This window comes from Erwinia persicina (genome assembly GCF_014838825.1).
Lineage (GTDB): Bacteria > Pseudomonadota > Gammaproteobacteria > Enterobacterales > Enterobacteriaceae > Erwinia > Erwinia persicina_A.
This window is the reverse complement of record NZ_JACYMO010000003.1, coordinates 25616-51035: the sequence shown is the minus strand read 5'-3', so window position 1 is coordinate 51035 and position 25420 is coordinate 25616. Positions and strand designations below refer to the sequence as shown.

Below are 25420 nucleotides of genomic sequence, written 5' to 3'. Positions count from 1 at the left end.
CCGCGCCTGCGCCGACCGTGGTCAGCGGAAGACGCTGACCGCTTCGACCAGGCGCTCTGCCTGATGTTTCATCCGCTGCGCCGCCAGCGCTCCCTCGCTGACCAGTGCGCTGTTATCATGCGTGAGACGATCCAGCGCCTCCACCGCCTGACCCACTTCGCCCAGGCCCGCCCCCTGCTCGGCGGTCGCCACGCTGATCTGCTGCAGCAGCTCGGTCACGTTCTGCACTTTCTCCACAATATCCCCGATGGCTTTGCCTGCCTCATGGACCTGCCCGGCCCCGGACTGCACCTTCAGATTACTGGCCGCAATCAGCTGACGGATCTCACTGGCTGCACCCGCGCTGCGCTGCGCCAGGTTACGGACCTCGCCAGCCACCACGGCAAACCCTTTACCCTGTTCGCCAGCGCGTGCCGCTTCCACCGCGGCGTTCAGCGCCAGGATATTCGTCTGGAAGGCAATACTGTCGATCAGGCCGGTAATGGTAGCGATTTTGCGGGAGCTGTCGGCAATTTCATCCATTGTCACCACCACGTTTTGCATCACTTCACCGCCTTTGACGGCGGCACTGCTGGCAGTGCGCGAGAACTGGTTGGCCTGCTCAGTGCTTTCACCGTTGCGCTGCACCGTACTGGTCATCTGGTTCATGGTGCTGGCGGTCTGCTGCACGCTGGCGGCCGTCTGTTCAGTATGGCTGCTGATCTTATCGTTGCCGCGCGCCAGTTCGTCACTGGCCCGGTGGACGTCCAACACCTGGTCGCTGACGTCATTCAGCAGCCAGCGGAACATCAGGCCCAGCTGACCCACCGCGCGCAGCGTCGTGCCGATCTCATCCACCCGGTCCATATGCTCAACATGCGGATTGGCTCCGGTGGCAACATTCAGCGCCTGGCGACACACGGCCGCCATCGGCCTGGCAATCTGGCGTTGCAGCCAGAGATCCACCAGCAGCGCTATCAGCGCAGAAAATAGCGTAAAGCCGCCCAGCGGGACCCCCGCCAGGCCTGCCGCTGCGGCAGCGGCCACCAGCGGCAGCCACAGGGCCAGCACCGCGCTGTGCAGACGCCAGCGCAGCGGCATGGTTTTCAGCAGGCTTAGTCCCCTCAGCCAGCCGCTGCGCAGCAGCAGGCCCCGGTGCAGACGCCAGCCTTTCATCTTGCCCTGATTCATCTTCTGATACAGGGCTTCTGCCCCCTGTACCTCCTCCGCCGTAGGCTTGATGCGCACTGACATATGCCCCTGGATTTCACCGTTACGGATCACCGGCACAACATTGGCACGAACCCAGTAGTGGTCACCGTTTTTACGGCGGTTTTTCACCAGTCCGGTCCACGGCAGTCCCTGGTTCAGCGTGGCCCACATATCGGCAAAGGCGGCTGCGGGCATATCAGGATGGCGGACCAGATTATGCGGCTGGCCGTCGATCTCACTGCGATCGTAGCCGCTTATCTCAATAAACGCGCTGTTGGCGTAGGTAATGTAGCTACGGGCATCGGTGGTGGTCATCAGGGTCGTATCATCATCGAGCGGATACTCCTGCTGAGTCACAGGCGGGTGGGTATGCATATAACGACCTTGTTATGAATGTAGGGAAATTGCAGGAATTAAGCAGGGGTTGTCGGCAGGGTGTTACGAAAGCTTTAACAAATTTTATATAATCTGTGCGTCAGCGCACAGCGACTGCACCGTTCAGCCGCTGGCAAAGGCTTCACGCAGCCAGTGAATGAACGCGCTGACGGCACGCGGAACCTGAGCAGACCACGGGCGCACCACGTACAGCGTGTCGGCAAATGCCCCCACCGTCTGCCACTGCGGCAGTAACTGCACTAACGCGCCCTCCCTGAGCGCCGCCTGGGCACTGAAGTCCGGCAGTAGCGCAATACCCAGCCCCTCCATCGCGGCATCGCGGATCGACTCGCTGTTATTGGTGGCAAAAGGGCCGCTGACGTTCACCGTCACGGATTCGCCGCCGGCCAGCGGCTGGAAGCGCCAGCGGGGCGTCTCCACCCCGCGGGGATAATAGAGGCACTGATGCTCACTCAGCGCCTGCGGGCGGGACGGATGACCATAGCGGGCCAGATACGCCGGGGAGGCGACGACGACCGCGTGGGTGCGGCACAGCGGCAGGGCGACGTGTGTCTCCGGCAGGCTGTTGCTGTGGCGAATGGCCAGGTCAAAACCTTCGCTGGCCAGTGACACCAGACGGTCAGACACTTCGAGCTGAATGCGCACCTGGGGATGCTCACGCAGGAAAGCGGTCATATGCGGCACCAGCTGCTGGCGGGCAAAGGCTACCGGCGCAGTCACGCGCACCAGCCCGCGTAACGGACCGGCAGAATCCCGCACGCCGAAGAAGCTCTGTTCAATCTGCGCAAACGGCCCGCGCAGGTCGTCTACCAGCTTTTCACCCGCGCTGGTCAGACGTACGCTGCGCGTGGTGCGCGTCACCAGCGGTACCCCGGCCAGCTGTTCCAGCTCTTTGATCTTCACCGACATCGCGGCCTTGCTCACCTCCAGCCGTTCTGCCGCGGCGGTAAAGGTCCCCTGCTCCGCCAGCACCGTCAGCCAGTGCAGATGAGTCCACAGCGCATCCGTTTTCAGTTCTTTCATGGCATTGTTCACTATAGTAAATAATCAATTCAAGTATAGCGCTTTTTCCCGGCGCGGATTGTGGGTAAATTGGCCCCCTGAGATCGCGGCAGCCCTTACGCCGTCGCATCCGGTTAAATCCTGTTATTCACCCACAACGCCGAGGTTTCCATGCCACTACTTCAGTTTGATGTCATTCAGGGTCGTTCCGAGTCAGAGCTGAAAACACTGCTGGATGCGGCACACCGTGCGGTTCTGGCGGCGTTTAACGTCCCCGAGCGCGATCGCTATCAGATTGTTCACGAAAACAAAGGCTATCAGATGGTGTTTGAAGATACCGGCCTCGGACTACAGCGTAGCGATAACCTGGTGATGGTGCGGGTGTTTACCAGCCCGCGCAGCAGCGAGCAGAAGCAGTTTTTTATGGCCGAACTGTGTCGGGAACTGAAGGAGAGCTGCGGCATTCTGCCGTCAGACGTGATGATCACCTTTATCACCAACGATAAGGGTGACTGGAGCTTTGGCAACGGCGTGGCACAGTACCTGACCGGCGAGCTGTAAAACGAGTGACTCCCCGGCAGCCTGCCGGGGAGTCGTTCGTTGGTGATCAGAAATCGTAGCGCAGACGCACCAGATTCATATCGCCCAGGTCGTCGGTGCTGGAGGTAAACACGTGTTCGTAATCCACACGGAAACCGTAGTCCAGCTTCAGGGTGACGCCCACGCCGTTATCGATACGCTGGTAATCACGCCCGGTTACATACTGCATACGGTCGCCCATCACGTAAGGCATGACGGAGGTCAGGCCATAAGCGCCGACCGGCACGGTATAGCCCGCCAGGTATTCCACCCCCCAGGCATTCCCGGAGAAGTAGTTATCCACATCCACTTTTTTGGTGGTGAGGAAGTTATCGTACCAGCCGCCCCCGACGGTGAAGGTCCAGTTATCCGGTTTCCAGCTTAACGCCGTCCCCACGATATTCTGATCGTAGGTTTTGTCATCGCCGTTACCCGGGTTGCGCATCTCAGCGCGGGTATAGTTCCACGCGGTGCCCCACGTCAGGTCTTTGGTGATGTGGTAATCCACACCCAGAGACCCGCCGCCCTGACGCTTGTAGCGCAGGCCGTTGCCCGGTAAATACTCGCCGTCAGAGAACAGGTAAGACGCGTAAACATCCGCGTCGCCGAAGGTATTTTTATATTTCAGCATTTTGCGGCCACGGTAGGAGCCGTCGTAATCACCGTTGATGCCGTTACCCGGAGCCTGGCCAAGCATGTCATAATCCCAGATATCGGTTTTCGCTCCCACCACGTCATAATACACGCTGTTCTGCTGGCCGAAGGTCAGCTGCCCCCAGGTATTACTTTTCAGACCGGTATATAACATACGGCGGGAGGTGTTATTTGCCCCGTCTGCATGATGATTATCCCAGCTAAATACCGCCGGGATATTCACACCCAGTTCGTAATAACTGATCCAGCTAATATCATCAAAAAGATAATAGTCTGCGGCAAAGCGGAAACGGGTACCGCCATCAAAACCATTACGTTTGTAGGAACCTTTATCCCCGTCGCCGGTCATATTATTGAACTGAGGGCGAATACTCCCGCCCACGGTAAAGTTCAGGCGGCTTAACGGATCACCCGCCTGAGGATCCTGTTTTAACAGGGTAATTTCAGCCTGGGCAGCAAACGAAGTACTGCCAATAATCAGCCCCAGGCCAATGGCCTGAGTTAAAACGCGCATTTTTGTTAACATTTAGAATCCCTGCGTAATATAGTCAAATAAATAGCAGGAAAAATAGTATCCTGAACGTCGCTAAAAAAGGCGTTATGGGGATAAGGTTTTGTGCTGTTTATTGCCAAAATAGATTAAGTAAATATTTCAATGAATGTATTTATTTACACTATTAATCATATTGTGCTTTATTTTGTGGGTTTTATAAAAAAGTGCCGGACACATCTGATTGACAGCGGGCAACGCGGGGCAGGGATAAGGCTCTTTTTAGGCAGCCTGATAAAGTCAATATAGCGCATTTTTCACTCTTTATACTGCACGTGCTGGCGGCATGAACGATCCCGTCGCTTTCATCCTGATGGGCCCCCGATTTCCACCCGCCCCTTTGTGTGAGCCAAATCTGAATTTCAGCATTATTCTGGCGCAGTAAAATACATTAGCGCAGTTTACTTGCCACGTGGTTTTTTTCATCCCCCCGGCAGTGAGCCTGGCCTGCCGATCCCGCCTGCCCCTGCGGCCACGCCGCCCGTCATGCGGGTTTCCGGCTGTCGGCCCGCGTTAATGACCGCGCGGCCAGGCCGCTTTCAGCCCGCCAATCTAAACAAAGATTAAACGGCGATGAAGCAGATCGCCCCAGTCTCACTTTTCTCTGTCGCCTCTGAATGTTGCCAGGGATAATTTGCTGCGTTAAGTTACCTGATTACATTCCTTATTTTCACCTCGCAGACACCTGACAGGGATTGCGTCACAGACAGGGTAAGATCGATCTAATGGTTTCAGAATGGGTTTCGTTACTGTTTTTTATCGCTTCAGCGTCACTGTACACATGGAAGGCAGGGCGTCATAAGCTGTGGTTTATTGCCGTGCTGCTGTTGCTGGGCATCTATATCATCCTCAATGCTTCGCTGCTGGCGAGTAACTATTTTACCGGCGAAGGAATTAATGATGCGGTGATTTATACCATTACCAGCAGCCTGAGCGGTGCCGGACTGCAAAAGTATATTCTGCCAGCCGCTGCGCTGATAACAGGTTTATTTCTGCTGTTTCTTTTATTATCCTGGGTATTACGCCTGCGGAAAAGCCACGACTACAGTCAATTATACAGTGCCCTGGCACTGATACTGGCGCTGGCCTCGATCAAAACCACCCCAGCCTATCAGCAGGTGGCGGCGCTGATTAAATCGCAGATCGCTAAAGGGGATTCGGACTTTGACGCCCACTACAAGGTGCCGGGGAAAACCTTGCGGGGCGATCGGCCAAACCTGGTCTATATCTATGCGGAGAGCCTGGAACGTACCTATTTTGACGACAAGGCCTTCCCGAAGCTGGCCCCGGAGCTGAGTGCGATCAAAAACAATGCGGTGGACTTCAGTAACACCGAGCAGCTTCCCGGCACCGAATACACCATTGCCGGCATGGTGGCGTCGCAGTGTGGTATTCCGCTGTTTGCGCCATTTGACGGCAACGCTTCCAGTTCACTCTCCTCCTTCTATCCGCAGAATATCTGCCTGGGCGATATTCTGAAGTCCTCCGGTTATCAGAACTACTTCTACCAGGGGGCGAGCCTGAGCTTTGCCGGTAAGGATCTGTTCCTCTCCTCCCACGGCTTTGACCATGCCTACGGCTTTAACGAGCTGAAAAGCATCGTGAAAGATCCTAAATATCGTAACGACTGGGGCTGGTACGACGATACAGTGCTGGAGCTGGTCTTCGAGAAATATCTGGAGCTGGCGAAGAAGAATCAGCCGTTTTCACTGTTTGCCCTGACAGTCGACACGCATCATCCCGACGGGTTTATTTCACGCAGCTGCCAGCGCAAATCTTATCCCTTTGAAGGCAAAGACAATAAATCTTTCGCCGCCGTGGCGTGCGGTCAGGAGCATATTGCGGCGCTGATCGAAAAAATCCGCGCCACGCCGTACTTTAAAAACACCATTATTGTCGTCAGCTCCGATCATCTGGCGATGAACAACACGGCGTTTAAATACCTGAATCAGCACGATCGTCGCGACCTGTTCTTTATGCTGCGCGGCGATGATGTCAGCAGCCGGGTGCTCAACGTCAAGCGCAGCACGCTGGATAACGGTGCTACCGTACTCGATGCGATGGGCGGCGATAATTTTATCGGCCTCGGCCGCAGCAGCCTCTCCTCCACCTCGCTCTCTGCAACCTATCTGAATATTAAAGAGAAGATCACCGAGTGGAAGCCCGACGTCATCCAGCTGTGGAACTTCCCGAAGAGCATCTCTGACTACAAAATTGATACGGATAAAAACCTCTTCAGCTTCTCCGGCTCCCACTTTAAGCTGCCGCTGCTGCTGTCCGTGACGCCGGGTAAGATTGAACCGAAGCTGGACGCCTGGCTTGCCACGCCGCTGAAGCAGCAGCTGGCGAAGTTTGCGCCCGACGAGAAGTTTGTCTGGATTGACCGCTGCTACAAAATAGGCAGCGTGTGGGATGACAAGCTGGCGATGGATAACGGACTGTGTGTGGCTAACGGCACGCTGAACGCCTCACCGGTCATTTCCCGGGTCCAGCCGGGGAATACACCGGGGAAGATTGTCTTCCCGCCAAAGACCAGCGCCGCGCAGGACGATGAGCAGTATCAGCGCAGCGTTACGCGGCTGAAGATTGCCGATACTGACCTGAAGTACCGCTCTGACACAGTGCTGTTTAATCTGCCAGGCCTGCCGCAGCAGGTGCAAAAGGTGTCCGGCCTCTCCTATGTTGAACCGTGGGGACGCTGGTCAGACGCCAATCTGCTGCCACAGGTGACCGTACAGTACCTGGAACCGCTGCCTGCCGACTTTACGCTGACGCTGACCGCCCGGGCCTATGGCCCCAATGCGCTGCGCCCGGTGACAATAAAGGTCGGCGACTGGCAGCAGCAGGTGACGTTTGGCGAGCAGGACAGCACGCTGACGTTGCAGGTGAGCAATCCCGGCCATGCGCGATCGATTATCATCGTGCCGCCGGAGCCTGAGGAGTCCAGCCTCGGACTGACGGACGGTTTTGCCGCCCGAAAACTGGGCGTGGGTCTGGTCAGCCTGCGGGTCGCCCCGCAGCCCTGATGGGGCACATTTTCTCCACCGGAAAGACTTGCAGTTAAAATCAGAAAATCTACTATGTATTCTGAATAATTCGGCTTGCAGTCAGGTGCTCATGCCCGGCGATCCCCGTCAGCACGGCTAACCCTGTGACGGGGATCAGCGAGCGCAGTTAACGCACATGCCACCCGAAGTATGACGAGTATAAAGTGGTTATCTATTTACTTTACAGGGATGCCTGCCCGTTGAAATCTCCGCTCTATGCTTTACTGCTGCTCCCTGCACTGGCACTGCCACTGCAAAGCCAGGCACAGCCAAAGCCTGACCCGCTGATGGCGTCACAGACCGTTGAACGGTACGCCGACAACATCTTCTATAACACCAAGGCCAGCGGCATGGCGATGGTGGCGATTGATGCCAATCAGCGCATTTTCGTCAGCCGGGGCACCGTTCGCCCCGGAAGCCAGCAGCGTCCGCAAAAAGACTCCCTGGTGCGCATCGCCTCCCTCAGCAAGCTGATGACCAGCGAAGTGATGGTGAAACTGTCTGAGCAGGGTCGTCTGAAGCTGAACGACCCCCTGAGCAAATATGCCCCGCCGGGCAGTCGCGTACCCGAGTATAACGGCCAGCCAATCCGCCTGATCAACCTGGCGACCCACACCAGCGCCCTGCCGCGCGAGCAGCCGGGAGGCAAAGCGAACCGGGCGGTCTTTACCTGGCCGACCAACAGCCAGCGCTGGAACTGGCTGCGCAGCGCCCAGCTGAAATGGGCACCGGGACAGCGCGCAGGCTACTCCAATCTGGCGTTTGACCTGCTGGGCGATGCGCTGGCCCGCGCCGGGGGCAAACCCTATCCCGCGCTGTTACAGGAGCTGGTCACCCGACCGCTGGGCATGAAGGACACCACCTTTACGCCCTCACCGGACCAGTGTCGCCGCCTGATGATCCCGGCCAAAAGCCCAAGCCCGTGCAATAACTCGCTGGCCGCTATCGGCAGCGGCGGCGTTTACTCCACGCCGGATGATATGGGCCGCTGGATGCAGCAGTTCCTTGCCTCGGACGTTAACAGCCGCAGCGCACAGGCCGACCGTCTGCAGACGATGATTTATCAGCGCAGTCAGCTCACCAAAGTGGATGGGATGGACGTGCCCGGGCGCGCTGATGCGCTGGGCATGGGCTGGGTGTATATGGCCCCGCGCGACGGCCGTCCGGGCATTATTGAAAAAACCGGCGGCGGTGGCGGCTTCATCACCTATATGGCGATGGTGCCGCAGTACAGCGTCGGCGTGTTTATCGTGGTCGCCCGCTCACCGGAGACACGCTTTACACCGATGAGCGACGGCGTGAATAACCTGCTGACCGAACTGATCGGCAATACCTCAGGCAGTGCTCAGCTGGCCGCCAGCATTATGGCCAACTGATCCTTCCCCTCCCCTGGCAGGCAACCACCGCAGGCCAGGGGCTGAGTCGGCTTTCTGCTCCTGGCGACACAGCCAGGCGGCGGTATGCCCGCCGTTCGCTGGCTGATAAACCGTCCGATACGATCTGTCCCTGACACGCCGGGATCACTCAGGCCGTGCGTTCCCCACCCTCCGGGGCCTGCGGTTCAGTCTCGCGCTGGCGGGTGCGCCGCAGCAGCTGTTCGCGGGCCAGCAGTTTGCCACGCTTATCGAAATAGCGGCTGGGCCAAATCTCCGAAGGGTGCATTCCCAGCGCGGTGGCAATAATAAACTCCCCCTTTGGCCAGGGCCTTTTCAGGGCGTTTGCCAGCGTGCCGGAACTTAACCCCACTCTGCGTGACAGCTCGGCCAGAGAGGTTTGTCGCTTTTTCATCGCCGCGACAATATCGGCGGGGTGCATATCAGTTTTTTTCTTCATGCCTTCCTCTGCTTGTTTTCCAGGTCTGATATCGTGCAAATCCAATACTAAGTAATACTTAGTACATTTTACACGGGCAGCTTAGAGAATCCTGTTAATTGCTCACAAATCAGGATCGACATGCTGCCACATCGTTTAAAAGAAGCCCGGGTGAAGAAAGGAATATCACAACAAAAGCTTGGGGTCTTGGCGGGGATTGACGAAGCGACCGCCAGCGCACGGATGAATCAATATGAGCGTGGTATCCATGTCCCGGACTTCGAACTGGTGTGCCGTCTGGCGGAAGTGCTGGATGTTCCCGCCTGCTTTTTCTATACCCTGGAAGATGAGCTGGCCGTTCAGATCTGCCTGTGGCATGCTGAGAGCAAAAAAGCGTAATTCCCGCCCCGCCCTGCCTTACAACCTCTGATTATAACGCCACCCTTTTTATCATAAGCGGCAATGTTGACTCCGCCAGCGATTTGCGGTTGTTTGATAGGCTTCCAGCTTATTGAAATTAAGGAAAATAATGTGAAACACCCCCTGGGCCGTACCCTGAAATCCGCCGCGCTGATGATGGCGATCCTGCTTGCTGGCTGCGACCAGAAACATGACGATGCCCACCATATTAAGGTCGGGGTGATCAATGGTGCCGAGCAGGATGTGGCCGAAGTGGCGAAAAAGGTGGCGAAGGAGAAGTACGGCCTGGAGGTGGAGCTGGTCGGGTTCAGCGGATCGCTGCTGCCGAACGACCCGACGGCGCACGGCGATCTGGATGCCAACGTCTTCCAGCATCGTCCTTTCCTGGAGCAGGACAACAAAGCCAAAGGCACGACGCTGGTGGCCGTCGCCAACACCTTCGTGTTCCCGATGGCGGGCTATTCCAAAAAGATTAAACAGGTCAGCGAATTAAAAGACGGGGCCACCATTGCCATCCCTAACGACCCAACCAACCTGGGCCGCGCCCTGCTGCTGCTGCAGAAAGAGAAGCTGATTATGCTCAGGGCCAATACCGGTCTGCTGCCGACGGCGGTCGATATTATCGCCAACCCGAAGCGGCTGAAAATTATGGAGATGGAAGGGGCGCAGCTGCCGCGCGTGCTGGATGATGCGCAGGTGACGGTGGCGATTATCAGCACCACCTATCTGCAACAGACGGGGCTGAATCCGGTACGCGACAGCGTGTTTATCGAAGATAAACAGTCGCCGTACGTCAATATCATCGTCACCCGCGAGGAGAATAAAGACGCCGCCAACGTGCGCGACTTTGTTAAATCGTACCAGTCGCCTGAAGTGGCCACTGCGGCAGAGACTATCTTTAACGGTGGGGCCGTACCGGGCTGGTAACCGGTGAAGGGTCAGCCACGCGCGTCAGCGCGCGGCTGGCCGGGGTTTAGTGCAGCAGCCATTTGGCATGCAGGCTGATGGCCGCCGTACGGATCGCCTCAATACTCTGCTCGTACTCTTCCGGCGTCAGCTTCTCCAGGCGGGCGAGGTTTTCCTCGTTGCCATGCAGCGCGATCGTCGCCAGCTCAGGCTGCAGGGCCACTGGCAGTGATGACCAGTCTCCCAGCGCCACGCCTTTCATGTAGCCGAAGCACCAGTCTTCCACCACGGTGAACTCCTGATCCTCCACGGTATTGAGGCCGAACAGCGGTTCGAACTGATCCGGGTAATCACTGAGGCGATCGGCAATGTCATTCATATGCTGGGCGAGCAGATCCATAAACTGTTCAAACTCTTCGTCCGATTCCCACTCAGGATCGTTCTCTTCCCCGCCCCAGATCACCGGCAGCCACTGCTGAGGCTCCACCAGCACCGGGCCGGAGAGGATCGCCGTGAACAGGCCATCCAGCTCAGAAGCATCCACCACCGACGCCTCACTGCCGTACTTCATTAAAATATCGTCCAGCCATTCCAGTTCTGCTTCGGTCAGAGGGCCTTGTTGCATGGTGTTACCTCGCTGCTTATATCCGTTTTCACCCGGCGTTTACCGGTTTATGAGGCTATTCTGGTAGTCTGACGGGGAAAAAGCCACCGTCGTGACATACTATTTCATTCAGCGGTAAGCTTACCGGGCTTCAGCGGCAGCCCGCGCTGAATACTGATCACGGAGATGGCTTCAGCCAGTAGCCATCACGACAACGGAGTCTGACTATGTCATCTGTCTTTGTTCCTGCGCTTCACTTCAGCATCGTGCAGCTCAGTGACATCATGAATACCTGCTTTCAGCAGTACGTGGTGCCGCTGTCGGTCACGCCGGACTATTTTGCCACGCGCTTTGGCGCTGAAGGGCTGAATTTTCTTCACTCCGGCGTCTGGATGCAGGGGGAGACGCCCGTGGCCATCGTCCTGATCGCCACGCGCGGCCGTGAGGCAAGGATTGCGGCCTTTGCGCTGAACCCGGACTTTCGCGGTCAGGGGCGGGCAAAGCCGATGATGACGGCAGTGCTGTCCCGGCTGGCGGCGGAGCATATCGGGCCAGTCTGGCTGGAGGTCATCGGAGGTAATACGGCGGCGATCGCGCTTTATGAGACGCTGGGCTTTCGCATTACACAGACGCTGCTGGGGTTTTCCGGGCCAGGCGCTTTGCCCGGCTCTGCCCCCCCTCTTGAGCACACGCCTACCGCTGCATTATTGCGCGCCATCTGGCGTGCCCCGCAGGAGGAGACACCGTGGCTGCTTGATCCGCACGCGTTCCCGGCGCTGCCCTGTGAGGTCGTGGGCAACGGGCAGACTGCGTGGGGGGTGATCGACCGGCTGACGGGGACGCCACAGCTGCGTTATCTTTTTGTTGATCCGGCCTGTCGCCGTCAGGGACTGGGCAGCGATCTGCTGGCCCGCATTGGCGCGCATTATCCGGGGATCCGCACACCCGTGGCGGTACCGCAAAGGCTGGCTCCCCTGTTCCACAGGGCCGGCTTTGAACCGATGGCGCTGACGCAGTATGAGATGTGTTTAAGCCGGTAAACCCGCACGGGCCTGTGCCCCTCACACACCGCGAGGGGCGGCGGCTTAATGGCTATCAGCGTTTCACGCTGTCAATAAAGGTTTGCCGTGCCGTTTTCGACCCGAGGCGTTCCGCTTCGTCCAGCAGCTTCAGCGCCTTATCCACGTTGCCCGCCTTCACCGCTTTCTTAATCGCATCATTAAAATAGCTTTCGGAATCGTCGAGCATCGGCTCCGCCGGTTTCGCCGGCGCTGGCGGCGTGTGACTGCCCACCACCACCGGTGCGGCAGCCGGTGCTGCTGCCGGGAAGATCTGGCCAATCATCACGTTGCCGGTTTTCTGCTCGGCGGTGACTTTCAGGCTTAACGTACCGGTCGGCGTATGGCGCGCCACCGGATCCGGGATATCCGGCACGGCGTTACCCACGCCCGCCGCATAGGCTTTCGCCGGGTTCACCATCTGCGTACTCCCCGCCAGATCCTGACGCGTGGTATACACCAGCAGGAAGATCTGTTTCTGGCCCAGCGCAGGGGTCAGTTTCAGGGTGCCCTCCAGACGATCGCTGGAAACGATGCCCGGCGGCTGGTACGGGAAATAGCTGGAAGGGTAAAAGGCTGCCGGACGCATCTGCTCATCCAGCACTAACACATTCGGGGCATACACCGTTTTACCGGTGGCAATACTGGTCAGCGTGATCTCAAGCGATCCCCGGTCGGCAGGCAGCGCAAAAGCCGCCACAGCCCCCTGAATATCACCCTGATTAATCTTTGCGCTGGCGGTTCCCAGCGTCACATCCTGCGTCACCGGTGGTACCAGCGGCGTCCATGAAAGATGGTGCAGGGTGTCACGCGCGATCGCCGGGGCGGTATTGGCATCATGCTGCGCGGCAAACACTACGGCAGGCGACGCCGCCAGCAGGCTCAGCGACAGACACAGTGACAGCAGATTTTTTCTCATCGTTATTTCCTTTTGATCACGCTAAAGGCTGGCGGTTATCCACTGATATACCGCCAGCCAGCACTTCTTAGCTCATGTTAAACACAGCTTTTTCCAAACTGTTTCGTGTTGCTGGAAGGCGGCAAGTGGCCAAGTCCCCGGGAGCGTAGACCACTACGTGACCGGGGCGAGGCCGCGCAGCCAACGCATCAGCAGCGCGAAACAGGAAGGAAAAAGTTACCACCAGACTTCCATCTGCGCGCCAAACGTCACTTCATCGTCATTACCACGGCTGAACGTACGGGCGCTGGTGTCATTCATGGCTAAGCCGTTGCTGGTGCCGGTATCCGTGTCGTAGCCCCACTTCTCATCCCAGTTCGCATAGGTGGCGAACACGCGGATGGCCGGACGCGACCAGATACTGCTGCCTGCCTGCCACTGCTGGGCCAGGGTGACTTTGTACTGGCCGTTGCGGTCGCCGGTACGCTGGGACTTGACGTTGTCATAGCCCACTTCCAGCAGGGTGCTCATGATCGGCGTCCATTTGTACATCGGGCGCATACCCACGGTGTACCAGGTGGTGCCGTTGTTGTTGTCACGGTCAACGTCCTGGTACATGCCGACATACATCAGGCTCCAGGTGTCGTTGAAATCAATGGCACCGTGGTCGAGCACGCGCACCATGCTGCCGTTGTTGTTGATCGCCGAACCGTTGGAATGGCCATTGGCCGCGCCCTGACCCGGATCGGTCATGGCGTCAGCGGCATACTGCACCACAAACTTGTTGAAGCCGTTATAAATGCTCTGCGTGTGCTCCGCCGTCAGCAGCCAGCCGTCTTTGGTGGCATCGTCAGCCAGCGAGTAGCCATCGCGCGCATTGGCACGGCCGTAGTCCACACCCAGCTCCAGCACACCGCCCGGGTTGGTGTTCAGCCCGGCCAGACGCACGTCGAACACATCGTTGGAGGTGGCGACTTCATTACGCTGGTCGGCGATATAGCCGAACGATCCGCCGCTTTCGGTATTACGTGTGGCAGCCAGTGACAGCTTACCGAAGCCCAGGTCGATATCCTCCAGACCGGCACCCGGGCCCGAGATATCCCAGTAGTAGAAGTCGATCATATGCACGTCATGACGCTGATAGAAGCGCTTACCGGCCCACATTGTCGCCCCCGGCAGCCATTCGATCAGGTTTTTCCCCTTCACGTTGGCCTCACGGAAAGCCGGATCGGTTGACTCCCAGTCGTTCTGCTGCGACACGGAATAGGCGACGTTAGTATCAAAGTAGAAGCTCTTATCGCCTTCCTTCCACACTTCCTGACCCAGCTTTAATTCGGCATAGGTTTCACACTCGTTACCCAGACGGTATTTGCTGTCGGCACCGGTGGCTTTGAAGCACTGCTGCTCGCCGCCGCTGCCTGACCAGCCAATCCCGGAACGGGCATAGCCGGTAAAATCAACCGCCATCGCTTGTGCAGAAAGGATACCGGCAGCCACTGCCAGCGACAGGGAAGCACTACGCATTGTTATCATCATTTTCTCCTGTAGGGGATCGCGTGCTTTCAAACGCCGGGTTCGGGGTGTAACCGGCGACATGCTGTTCCATCTTCGCGGAACAGATGGCAGCGGTGTGGCGGCAAACCGATGGCGAATGTTGCACCTTCTTCTACCAGCACCACGTCGTTCTGGCGGTACACCAGGTTCTGACGGATAGCCGGAATTTGGATATGAATCTGGGTTTCGTTACCCAGCTGCTCTACCACCTGAACCTCACCGGACAGCGTCACTTCAGCGATGTCGCCCGGCAGCAGATGTTCGGGGCGCACCCCCAGCGACAGATTGCTGCCGACGATCACGTCGGTGCCTTCCACCGGCAGCCAGACCTGCTGACGGTTGGGCAGCTCTACCTGCACGCGCTGCGGTTCCACACCGGTGACTTTGACCGGCAGGAAATTCATTTTTGGCGAGCCGATAAACCCGGCGACAAAGCGGTTGGCGGGGTAGTGATACAGTTCAAGCGGTTTGCCGACCTGGGCGATGTGCCCGGCGTCGAGCACCACGATTTTGTCGGCCAGCGTCATCGCTTCCACCTGGTCGTGGGTAACGTAAATCATGGTGCGCTTCAGGCGCTTATGCAGACGGGAGATCTCAATGCGCATCTGTACGCGCAACGCGGCATCAAGATTAGACAGCGGTTCATCCAGCAGGAAGACCGTCGGTTCCGCCACCAGCGTGCGGCCAATCGCCACGCGCTGACGCTGCCCGCCCGACAGGGCTTTCGGACGGCGCTCCAGCAGGTGCGCCAGCTGCAGCACCTCGGAGACCTGGTTCACCCGCTGACTGATTTCAGCTTTCTTCGTCCCGGCCAGCTTCAGCCCGAACGACATGTTCTCAGCCACCGACAGGTGGGGATACAGCGCATAGGACTGGAACACCATGCCGATCCCACGCTCTGCGGGCGGTACCTCGTTCATGCGCTTATCGCCAATTTTCAACTCACCGGAGGTGATGTCTTCCAGACCGGCAATCATCCGCAGCAACGTTGACTTACCGCAGCCGGAAGGGCCGACAAACACCACGAATTCGCCTTCCTGGATGTCCAGATTGATGTCGCTGGAAATCACCGTCTTACCAAAGGCCTTGTACACGCTGTTAAGGGAAACGCTCGCCATCCTGAACTCCTGTACCTGAATCCTGCGAGAAAACTCGATGCAACGAAGAGTGAAGGAATAGCGGTTAAGCGTAATCATCCGTAACAAAGTTTTTCACGGGGGAGACGCAGGGAGGACGCGGGCACCCGGCCTGCGGCTGAAAGTTCACAACAACCTGCAAATTCGTGATCGGGGTTGCAAAAAATGAAGGGGATTGTTGAGCGGTAAAGCACATAACGCCTGAGAGTGTCGGTGGGATCACACTCTGAGAGCCGGGGGCGTAGAGGGGGGGATGATGAAGCCAGGCCGGGTTGAATCCACACTGACGCGGTACCCTGTCATCCCGTCTGTGACATCAGCATGACCGGCTCCTAACAGAGAATAAAAGGATTGGATTATGACTCTCAGCATTAAGGCTCCTTCCATTAAAAAAGTCGTTCAACATGCCCTGGCCCTCTCCGCGCTTGCGTCCATGGTGCTGTCCTCTTCTGCCTTTGCCAAAATAGAAGAAGGGAAGCTGGTCATCTGGATCAATGGGGATAAAGGCTATAACGGCCTGGCGGAAGTCGGTAAGAAATTCGAAAAAGACACCGGCATTAAAGTCACGGTAGAACACCCGGACAAGCTGGAAGAAAAATACCCGCAGGTGGCGGCCACCGGCGGCGGCCCTGACATTATTTTCTGGGCGCACGACCGCTTTGGCGGTTATGCCCAGTCCGGCCTGCTGGCAGAAGTCAGCCCGGATCAGGCGTTTAAAGACAAACTGTTCCCGTTCACCTGGGACGCGGTCACCTTCAACGGCAAGCTGATCGGCTATCCGGTCGCGGTGGAAGCACTGTCGCTGATTTACAACAAAGACCTGATTAAAGACGCGCCGAAAACCTGGGAAGAGATCCCGGCGCTGGACACCGCGCTGCGTGCCAAAGGCAAAAGCGCCATCATGTGGAACCTACAGGAACCCTACTTTACCTGGCCGATCATCGCCGCCGACGGCGGTTATGCGTACAAGTATGAAAACGGAAAATACAACATCAAAGACACCGGGGTGAATAACGACGGCTCCCGCGCTGGCTTGCAGTTCATTATCGACCTGGTGAAAAACAAACACATTAATGCCGACACCGACTACTCCATCGCTGAAGCCGCCTTTAACAAGGGCCAGACCGCGATGACCATCGACGGGCCGTGGGCATGGTCAAACCTCGACAAGAGCAAAATCAACTACGGCGTGGCGCTGCTGCCCACCTTCCACGGCAAACCGTCTAAGCCGTTCGTCGGCGTGCTGACTGCCGGGATTAACGCCGCCAGCCCGAACAAAGAGCTGGCAAAAGAGTTCCTGGAAAACTACCTGATCACCGACGCGGGCCTGGGCGACGTCAACAAAGACAAACCGCTGGGCGCGGTTGCGCTGAAATCGTACCAGGAAAAACTGGAGAAAGATCCGCGCATCGCCGCCACCATGGCGAACTCGAAAAACGGTGAAATCATGCCGAACATCCCGCAGATGAGCGCGTTCTGGTATGCCGAGCGCAGCGCGATTATCAATGCGGTGAATGGCCGGCAGACCGTGCCGCAGGCGCTGAAAGACGTCGAGTCGCGCATTACCAAATAAATACGTTAACTGACTGATGCCGTTGAGGTAATGAAATAAACGGTGCGGAGCCTGCGGGCTCCCCATCGTTCCTACAAGGATAGCCCCTATGCCAGTAGCCCAAACCGGTCTGACCGCTGAAAAAAAACGGCCGTTGAGTCATGCGCTGAAATGGCTGGCCATCGGCCTGCTTGCCTGCTTAACCGGTTATCTGATCGTGCTGATGTATGCGCAGGGTGAATATCTGTTTGCCGTTCTGGCCCTGATCCTCGCCAGTACCGGCCTGTATATCTACGGAAACCGCCGTGCCTACTCATGGCGCTATGTTTACCCCGGCCTGGCCGGCATGGCGTTATTCGTCCTGTTCCCGCTGGTCTGCACCATCGCCATTGCCTTTACCAACTACAGCAGCACCAACCAGCTGACGTTTGAACGTGCGCAGTCGGTGCTGATGGGCCGTGAGTTCCAGGGCGGCAAGGCGCTGAATTTTGCCCTCTACCCGTCCGGCGACCGCTGGCAGCTGACGCTGACCTCCCCGGACAGCGGCGAGGTGCTGGTTTCCCCGCCTTTCGCCTTTGATGCCTCTGACGCGAAGACGCTGCACCTGACGCCGCAGGCGGCCCCCACCGGGGAAAAAGCCGGGCTGCGCGTGGTGACGCAGAACCGCCAGGCGCTGGGCAAACTGCAGGCCGCCCTGCCGGACGGCAGCATCCTGCGCATGAGCTCCCTGCGCCAGTTTTCCGGCACGCAGCCGCTCTATCAGTTGAATAAAGAGAACCAGCAGCTGACCGATGCCCAATCCGGCGTGGTCTACCGGCCGAATATGGCGAGCGGTTTTTATCAGGCGGTGAACGCCGGGGGAGAATGGCAGGCAGAAAAACTCAGCCCCGGCTTTACCGTTGGCATCGGCTGGGACAACTTCCTGCGCGTGCTGCACGATGACGGCATTCAGAAACCCTTCCTGTCTATCTTTGTCTGGACGGTGATTTTTGCGCTGCTCACCGTGGTGCTGACCGTTGCCGTCGGCATGGTGCTGGCCTGCGTGGTGCAGTGGGAGGAGCTGAAAGGCAAAGCGGCGTACCGTATCCTGCTGATCCTGCCCTACGCCGTCCCGGCGTTTATTTCCATCCTGATCTTCAAAGGGCTGTTTAACCAGAGCTTCGGGGAGATCAACCTGATGCTCAACGCGCTGTTTGGGATTAAACCGGCGTGGTTCAGCGATCCCTGGACGGCGAAGAGCATGATCATCATCGTCAATACCTGGCTGGGGTATCCCTACATGATGATCCTGTGCATGGGCCTGCTGAAGGCGATCCCGGACGATCTCTACGAAGCGTCGGCCATGGACGGCGCGACCCCGATGCAGAACTTCTTCCGCATCACGCTGCCGTTGCTGATCAAACCGCTGACGCCGCTGATGATCGCCAGCTTTGCCTTCAACTTTAATAACTTCGTGCTGATCCAGCTACTGACCAACGGCGGGCCGGACATGCTGGGCACCACCACGCCTGCCGGGCATACCGACCTGCTGGTGAGCTACACCTATCGCATCGCCTTTGAGGGCGGCGGCGGGCAGGACTTCGGGCTGGCGGCGGCGATTGCCACGCTGATCTTTCTGCTGGTCGGCGCGCTGGCTGTCGTCAACCTGAAAGCCTCACGTATGAAATTCGACTAGGGAGTAACAACAATGCCGATGGTAAAACCGAGGTCGCAAAAAGTCAGACTGCTGGTGACGCACCTGTTACTGCTGAGTTTTCTGGCGCTGATCCTGTTCCCGCTGCTGATGGTGTTCACCATCTCGCTGCGGCCGGGTAACTTTGCCACGGGGAGCCTGATCCCGGATCAGGTGTCGTGGGATCACTGGAAGCTGGCGCTGGGGATCAGCGTAACCAACAGCGACGGCAGCCTGACGCCGCCGCCGTTCCCGGTGCTGCTGTGGCTGTGGAACTCGATCAAGATCGCCGGGATCACCGCCGTGGGCATCGTGGCACTGTCCACCACCTGCGCCTATGCTTTTGCCCGCATGAAGTTTCGTGGCAAAAGTTCGCTGCTGAAAGGGATGCTGATCTTCCAGATGTTCCCGGCGGTACTGTCGCTGGTGGCGCTCTACGCCCTGTTTGACCGCCTGGGTATTTACATCCCGTTCCTCGGGCTGAACACCCACGGCGGGGTGATCTTCGCCTATATGGGCGGTATCGCCCTGCACGTATGGACGATAAAAGGCTATTTCGAAACCATCGACAGCTCGCTGGAAGAAGCCGCCGCGCTGGACGGTGCGTCGCCGTGGCAGGCGTTCCGTCTGGTGCTGCTGCCGCTGTCAGTGCCGATTCTGGCGGTGGTGTTTATCCTCTCCTTTATCGCCGCCATCACCGAGGTGCCGGTGGCCTCTCTGCTGTTGCGCGATGTGAACAGCTATACGCTGGCGGTGGGAATGCAGCAGTATCTGAACCCGCAGAACTACCTGTGGGGTGACTTCGCCGCCGCCGCGATCCTCTCTGCTATTCCGATTACGGCGGTGTTCCTCATCGCCCAGCGCTGGCTGGTGGGTGGCCTGACGGCCGGCGGGGTGAAGGGTTAGTTTATAGCGATATTTTTGCGCGTTATCCCGGTAACGGGTGTAGTACTTTTCCCTGTGTCCTGGGCGGCTGAATAAGCCGCCCTTTTTTATGTCAAAATCTGACGCTACGAATGCTCTCTATACAGACCAAAATGGCTGCCGGATGTAGCGCTGCGGAATTCCCAGACATGCTGTTGCCAGTTGAATGTACGACGTATGGGCTGAGGCGTTCAGCCACTGAGGTCCCCCCGGAACACGGCCAGGGCGTTGTCGCGAGAGGCGCGGTATACCTGGTTTTCGGAGGAAGGGCTGCTTGCTGCAACGGCATAAACACGTCCCTGTGGCCTGGCGGCCGGCCTTCCCTGGCCGGCAGCCTGCTGCAATCAGCCCTTCCTCCTTCACCTGCTGACATGGGCGTAGCGGTTTTAAAAAATCACAGCGGGCACGATTGTTTAACAGGATGGGGCCAGTTTGAGGTAAGCCGGACGTCACGCACCAGGGAGGGTGCGTGTCGAGGCCCGCAGGGATGTGTCTTTTGCCGGTCCGGCGTGCTCAGACTGGCCCCAGCCCATTCACTATTCATCCAGCAATAAAATCTTTCTGGAGATCCTTGAGGGGATGCCCCTCTTTCCCCCGAACTGGACGGCTTACCACAGGCTGTTGATTCTGATGATTTTTACCCAACAAAAAAGGGTTTCCCCCCACCGGCAGAAACCCTTTTTTCACTGCGTTGACCTCAGCTCACCGACACCCTGCGCCGCCGTTTATCAAGATCCTTGATCAGCTTATTAACCCGATCGTCAGCGAACATTTCCTCCAGCGTGTGCGAGAGCTTACGCCGCCAGTTGGGATACTCATCGCTGGTGCCCGGCACGTTCACCGGGGTGGCCATATCCAGCCAGTCCTCCGGCTGAAGGCCCAGCAGCGCGCAGGCGCTGTCGGCCACATAGCGCTGCAACCCGCGGTTAATCACCGGCGTCATCGCCATCAGTTCAGCATGGCGGCCGGTTTTCTGTGGAATACAGCCGTAGTGATGCAGCCCGTCCAGCAGCCCCTGACGCGCGCGGGCGCGGTCGAGATACAGCTCCTGCAGGACGCTGTCATCACGATACAGGCCAAGCGTTTTCCCCAGGGCCAGATCGTCCGCCTGCCAGTAGCCGCGCAGCGTGGGCAGATCGTGCGTGGTGATGGTCGCCATCGCCTGCACCGGATAGGACTGCGGCGCACGGAAGTTATTCTCCTCATCGCGCTCAAAATAGAGCACCTTGTAAGAGTAAACTCCGCCTTCGCGCAGCTTGCTGACGATCTCCACCGGCACCGTCCCCAGATCTTCACCGATCACCATGCAGCGATGGCGCTGGCTCTCCAGCGCGAGGATCGCCAGCAGATCGTCCACCGGATAGTGTACGTAGGCCCCCTTATCCGCCGTCTCTCCCGCCGGGATCCACCACAGGCGCAGCAGCGCCATCACATGATCGATACGCAGCGCCCCGCAGCTGGTCATATTGGCCCGCAGCAGATCAATAAACGGCTGATAGCCGCGCTTCACCATCACATGCGGATCCATCGGCCGCAGATCCCAGTTCTGGCCCAGCGGGCCGAGAATATCCGGCGGCGCACCCACCGAAGCTTTCAGGCAGTACAGGTCGCCATCGCTCCAGGTTTCCGCCCCGCCGCCGACCACGCCGACCGCCAGATCGCGGTACAGCCCCATCGGCATCGCCTGCTGCTGGCTGGTGTGATAACACCTGGCGAACTGGGTTTCCGCCAGCCACTGCAGCCAGAGATAAAACGCCACCTCCTGCGCGTGCTGCTCGCAGAACGCCCGTACCGCCGGGCCGCGGGCGTCGTGATACTGTTCGGGCCACTGGTTCCAGCCCACCCCTTTACCGTTCTCCTGCGCCAGGTGGGCGTACAGCGCGTCGAACGCGGCCTGCAGCCAGAGGCTCTCCCCGCCCTCGCGGGTAAAGCTGGCCAGCGCTCTGACCTGCGCATCCTGCGGCTTACGCCCGAGAAAATGCGCATAGGCCAGCCGCAGCCCTTCCAGCTTGAGCGGCACCACGCTGGCATAATCCACCTCGTCACTGGCACGGGCGGCTTTTAATCGCTGCTGGGTATCAGGCTGCTGCCACCAGCGCTGCGCCGCGTCGCTCTGCCGGAAATCATCCACCGCGCCGACGTCGATATACACGACGTTCAGCCAGCGGCGCGATGACGGGCTGTAAGGGCTGGCCGCCGCCGGATTGGCCGGATAGAGCGCGTGGATTGGGTTCAACCCGACGAAGGCCCCGCCGCGTTCAGCAATGTTCTTCAACAGCAGATTCAGGTCGCCAAAATCGCCGATGCCCCAGTTGCTGTCCGACCGCAGCGTATACAGCTGTACGCAGGTTCCCCACAGCTTTTTCCCGGCCAACAGGTCATCCGGTTCATAGCAGCGTTTTGGGGCGACAATCACCCGGCACTGCCACTCATCCCCCCCCTGCGCCAGGGTCAGCTGGTGGTAGCCGGGCGGAATTTTCCCCGCCAGCGCCAGCGTCATTTTACCGCTGATGCGCCCGCGCTGCGTGGCACCGCTCTCCAGCTGCAGCGTCCACAGGTATTCCCCGTCTCCTTCCACCGGCAGCGCCAGGCGCTGCCCGGCAACAAAGACTTTGACCCCCGGCACCGGGGTGGCGGGCCTGCGCCCCGCCACCGTCCAGCCCATCGCCGTTAACAGCTCACGCTTCGTTTCCGCCGCTATCGCCTGCTGCTGGCCGTGCGCATTGATAAAACCGGCGGCGATCCCCGCCTCCCTGGCCGCCTGCTCCAGTGTGTTGTTCTCCATGCGGACCCCTTAGCGTTTCGCCTGCCAGATACGCTGCTGATAGTCGCGAATGGCGCGATCAGAGCTGAACATGCCGACGCGGGCGGTGTTGAGGATAGTTTTGCGCGTCCACGCGTCGCGATCGCGGAACAGGAGATCGACCTTGCGCTGTGCGGAGCAGTAATCCGCAAAGTCCGCCAGCACCAGGTACGGGTCGCCGCCGCCGAGCAGGCTGTCGAGCATCAGGCTGAAGGCCGTTTTATCCCCGTTGCTGAAGAAGCCGTTTTCCAGCTCTTTCAGAATGCTGTCCAGATGCTTATCTTTTTTGCGCAGGGCCCGCGGATCGTAGCCTTTCGCCAGCAGCGCTTTGACCTGATCGACGGTGTTCCCGAAGATGAAGATATTGTCTTCGCCTACCTGCTCGGCGATTTCGACGTTGGCCCCGTCGAGCGTGCCGACGGTCATCGCGCCGTTGAGCGCCAGCTTCATGTTGCCGGTGCCGGAGGCTTCTTTACCGGCCGTGGAGATCTGCTCGGAGACGTCCGCCGCGGGGATCATCAGTTCGGCCACCGACACGCGGTAATCCGGGATAAACACCACTTTCAGGCGGTCACGTACCAGCGGGTCGTTATTGACCTTTTCCGCCACCTGGTTGATGGCATAAATGATGTTTTTCGCCAGGTAGTAGCCCGGTGCCGCTTTAGCACCGAACAGGAACACGCGCGGCACCAGATCCATTTCCGGGTTATCGCGCAGCTGGCGGTAGAGCGACAGAATATGCAACAGGTTGAGATGCTGACGTTTGTACTCGTGCAGACGTTTGATCTGCACGTCGAAGATCGCCTCCGGGTTCAGCGTCAGCCCGGTGACCTGCTTTACGTACGCCGCCAGCCGGATTTTGTTGTCACGCTTAATCTGCTGATAGCGCTGGCAGAACGCCGTATCATCCAGCGATGCTTCCAGCCCCTGCAGCGCATCGAGATCCGTCACCCATTCGGTTTTCAGCGTGTCATCGATCAGCGCTGAGAGCGCCGGATTGCACTGCTTTAACCAGCGGCGCGGGGTGATACCGTTAGTGACGTTGTGGAATTTAGTCGGCCACAGCTGGTGATATTCCGGGAACAGATCCTTCACCACCAGCCCGGAGTGCAGCGCCGCGACGCCGTTCACCGCAAAGCCGCTGACCACGCACAGGTTGGCCATGCGCACCTGGCGGTTCTGATGCACCGAGAGCTTTTCCCACACCGCTTTGTCGCCCGGCCACTGTTTATCGACGACCTTACGGAAACGGGCGTTAATGGCTTTGATTAGCGAAAAGTGACGCGGCAGCAGGCTGCGTACCAGCCTTTCATCCCAGCACTCCAGTGCTTCCGGCATCAGCGTGTGGTTGGTGTAGGCAAAGGTTTTCTGCACGATACGCCAGGCCGCGTCCCATTCCAGCTGATGCTCGTCAAGCAGGATGCGCAGCAGCTCCGGGATGGCGATGGTCGGATGGGTGTCGTTCAGCTGGATCACCTCATAGTCGGGCAGATCCTGGATTTTGCGGCCAAGGAAGTGATGGCGGCGCAGAATGTCCGCCACCGAGCACGCGCACTGGAAATACTGCTGCATCAGGCGCAGGCGCTTGCCAGCGTCGTGGTTGTCGTTCGGGTAGAGCACTTTGGTCAGCTTCGCGGCGTCGATGCCCTTCTGCTCTGCCCTGAGGAACGCGCCGTCGTTAAACAGCGCCAGGTCGAACGGATGCACGTCGGTGGCCTGCCACAGGCGCAGCGGCTGGGTGACGCCATTCTGGTAGCCGACGACCGGCAGGTCCCAGGCTTCGCCGCGCAGCGTGAACGCCGGCTGCCACTGCTCTGCGCCCTGTGCATCCTTCACCAGCTTACCGCCAAAGGCGACGTCCACCGACAGCGCACTGTTGTGGCTGAACCACGGATAGCTTTCGCGCTGCCAGTTATCCGGGGCCTCCTGCTGCTGCCCGGCCTCAAAGGACTGGCGGAACAAGCCGTACTGGTAATTTAAGCCGTAACCGGTGGCGGGCTGTCCGACGGTGGCCATCGAATCGAGGAAACAGGCCGCCAGGCGGCCCAGACCGCCGTTGCCCAGCGCCGGGTCGGTCTCCTGCTCCAGCACGTCGGCCAGCGCCACGCCCTGCTCCTGCAGCGCCTGGCTGACCGTGTCATACCAGCCGAGGTTAATCAGATTGTTGGCGGTCAGGCGGCCAATCAGAAACTCCATCGAAATATAGTTCACATGACGCTGCGGGTGCGGCGTCGCTGCGGGTGCGGGCTGTGCGTTCAGCTGCTCTGACAGCGCCGCGCTGGTTGCCTGCCACCACTGGTGCGGCGTCATATCCTGTGCCTGCTGTAAGCCGAACCCCTGCCACTGGCGTTTTAGCGCGGCGATAAACTGCGTTTTATCTAAAGTCACCTGCATCACATGCCTCTTTATTCGGGAATCTGTAGGAAAAGTGGAGTGTTATTAAGCGCTATGCTGCAACCTTCAGCGCGGGGCGGCATCCTCCCGCCAGCGATTAGGCAGGGAGGAGAAACGGGGCGTAGCCGGAGGAGACGGGCGGTCAGGGGGAGGGGGTCAAAAATTTGTCTTTAGAAATGTGATGCAGAGCAAGTTAACGGCATGTAAATACGTAACATTGTTGCATTCGATGTTTCAAAGGAGGACTTTAGAAAAAGTGATTAATTAC

19 protein-coding genes are annotated in these 25420 nt (G+C 58.6%); 9 read left to right on the top strand and 10 right to left on the bottom strand.

Translation table 11 applies throughout. The annotated features are described in order from the left end of the window. Positions 1-21: 21 nt before the first annotated feature. Together IFU29_RS09430 and IFU29_RS09425 are read right to left on the bottom strand one after the other, a co-directional pair. Complete coding sequence (locus IFU29_RS09430) at positions 22-1566, bottom strand: methyl-accepting chemotaxis protein (RefSeq protein WP_191933708.1); 1545 nt, start codon at positions 1564-1566, stop codon at positions 22-24. 123 nt (positions 1567-1689) lie between these two features. Continuing rightward, positions 1690-2610, bottom strand: coding sequence for a LysR substrate-binding domain-containing protein (locus IFU29_RS09425; RefSeq protein ID WP_191933707.1), 921 nt, complete (start codon positions 2608-2610; stop codon positions 1690-1692). 150 nt (positions 2611-2760) lie between these two features. Between IFU29_RS09425 and IFU29_RS09420 the strand changes: the two genes are divergently transcribed. Continuing rightward, positions 2761-3150, top strand: a complete 390-nt coding sequence (locus tag IFU29_RS09420; RefSeq protein WP_118665494.1) for a tautomerase family protein — start codon at positions 2761-2763, stop codon at positions 3148-3150. Between the two features lie 46 nt (positions 3151-3196). Here IFU29_RS09420 and IFU29_RS09415 read toward each other — a convergent pair whose 3' ends face one another. Further along, a complete protein-coding gene (locus IFU29_RS09415) occupies positions 3197-4348 on the bottom strand; it encodes a porin (protein WP_191933706.1) in 1152 nt (383 codons plus the stop codon). Between the two features lie 749 nt (positions 4349-5097). On the opposite strand from IFU29_RS09415, the gene opgB reads away from it, so the two are divergent. Together opgB and ampH are read left to right on the top strand one after the other, a co-directional pair. Further along, on the top strand, positions 5098-7398 hold the full coding sequence (opgB, locus tag IFU29_RS09410) for a phosphatidylglycerol--membrane-oligosaccharide glycerophosphotransferase (protein ID WP_191933705.1): 2301 nt from the start codon (positions 5098-5100) through the stop codon (positions 7396-7398). A gap of 221 nt (positions 7399-7619) precedes the next feature. Beyond that, positions 7620-8795, top strand: coding sequence for a D-alanyl-D-alanine-carboxypeptidase/endopeptidase AmpH (gene ampH, locus IFU29_RS09405; RefSeq protein WP_062744372.1), 1176 nt, complete (start codon positions 7620-7622; stop codon positions 8793-8795). A 148-nt stretch (positions 8796-8943) separates the two neighbouring features. Here the strand turns inward: ampH and IFU29_RS09400 are convergent, their stop codons facing one another. Continuing rightward, positions 8944-9252: a helix-turn-helix domain-containing protein gene (locus IFU29_RS09400; protein ID WP_191933704.1), complete on the bottom strand. Its 309-nt coding sequence runs from the start codon at positions 9250-9252 to the stop codon at positions 8944-8946. 120 nt (positions 9253-9372) lie between these two features. Between IFU29_RS09400 and IFU29_RS09395 the strand changes: the two genes are divergently transcribed. Beyond that, positions 9373-9630, top strand: a complete 258-nt coding sequence (locus IFU29_RS09395; protein ID WP_191933703.1) for a helix-turn-helix transcriptional regulator — start codon at positions 9373-9375, stop codon at positions 9628-9630. Positions 9631-9804: 174 nt separating this feature from the next. Continuing rightward, positions 9805-10578, top strand: coding sequence for a lipoprotein NlpA (gene nlpA, locus IFU29_RS09390; protein WP_423244838.1), 774 nt, complete (start codon positions 9805-9807; stop codon positions 10576-10578). 46 nt (positions 10579-10624) lie between these two features. Here the strand turns inward: nlpA and IFU29_RS09385 are convergent, their stop codons facing one another. Continuing rightward, the gene (locus IFU29_RS09385; protein WP_191933702.1) at positions 10625-11182 is read right to left on the bottom strand and encodes a YecA/YgfB family protein; all 558 of its coding nucleotides are present in this window, start codon (positions 11180-11182) and stop codon (positions 10625-10627) included. A 206-nt stretch (positions 11183-11388) separates the two neighbouring features. On the opposite strand from IFU29_RS09385, the gene IFU29_RS09380 reads away from it, so the two are divergent. After that, positions 11389-12201 (top strand): GNAT family N-acetyltransferase, encoded by an 813-nt coding sequence (locus IFU29_RS09380; protein WP_191933701.1) that lies wholly within the window; start codon positions 11389-11391, stop codon positions 12199-12201. A 55-nt stretch (positions 12202-12256) separates the two neighbouring features. Here IFU29_RS09380 and malM read toward each other — a convergent pair whose 3' ends face one another. The 3 genes from malM to malK all read right to left on the bottom strand — a co-directional run bounded on the left by malM (position 12257) and on the right by malK (position 15789). Beyond that, complete coding sequence (gene malM, locus IFU29_RS09375) at positions 12257-13138, bottom strand: maltose operon protein MalM (protein ID WP_191933700.1); 882 nt, start codon at positions 13136-13138, stop codon at positions 12257-12259. Between the two features lie 216 nt (positions 13139-13354). Further along, entirely contained in the window at positions 13355-14653 is a 1299-nt protein-coding gene (locus tag IFU29_RS09370; protein ID WP_162901007.1) for a maltoporin, read from the bottom strand. Positions 14654-14679: 26 nt separating this feature from the next. Beyond that, the gene (gene malK / locus IFU29_RS09365; RefSeq protein ID WP_062744379.1) at positions 14680-15789 is read right to left on the bottom strand and encodes a maltose/maltodextrin ABC transporter ATP-binding protein MalK; all 1110 of its coding nucleotides are present in this window, start codon (positions 15787-15789) and stop codon (positions 14680-14682) included. A 376-nt stretch (positions 15790-16165) separates the two neighbouring features. On the opposite strand from malK, the gene malE reads away from it, so the two are divergent. The 3 genes from malE to malG all read left to right on the top strand — a co-directional run bounded on the left by malE (position 16166) and on the right by malG (position 19937). Beyond that, a complete protein-coding gene (malE, locus tag IFU29_RS09360; protein ID WP_191933699.1) occupies positions 16166-17380 on the top strand; it encodes a maltose/maltodextrin ABC transporter substrate-binding protein MalE in 1215 nt (404 codons plus the stop codon). Positions 17381-17468: 88 nt separating this feature from the next. Continuing rightward, positions 17469-19034 carry a maltose ABC transporter permease MalF gene (gene malF / locus IFU29_RS09355; protein WP_191933698.1) on the top strand — a complete coding sequence of 522 codons (1566 nt, stop codon included), beginning with the start codon at positions 17469-17471 and terminating at the stop codon, positions 19032-19034. A gap of 12 nt (positions 19035-19046) precedes the next feature. Beyond that, entirely contained in the window at positions 19047-19937 is an 891-nt protein-coding gene (malG, locus tag IFU29_RS09350; RefSeq protein ID WP_062744382.1) for a maltose ABC transporter permease MalG, read from the top strand. Between the two features lie 715 nt (positions 19938-20652). Here the strand turns inward: malG and malQ are convergent. After that, complete coding sequence (malQ, locus tag IFU29_RS09345; protein WP_191933697.1) at positions 20653-22740, bottom strand: 4-alpha-glucanotransferase; 2088 nt, start codon at positions 22738-22740, stop codon at positions 20653-20655. A gap of 9 nt (positions 22741-22749) precedes the next feature. Then, the gene (gene malP / locus IFU29_RS09340) at positions 22750-25152 is read right to left on the bottom strand and encodes a maltodextrin phosphorylase (RefSeq protein WP_191933696.1); all 2403 of its coding nucleotides are present in this window, start codon (positions 25150-25152) and stop codon (positions 22750-22752) included. Between the last annotated feature and the right edge of the window lie 268 nt (positions 25153-25420).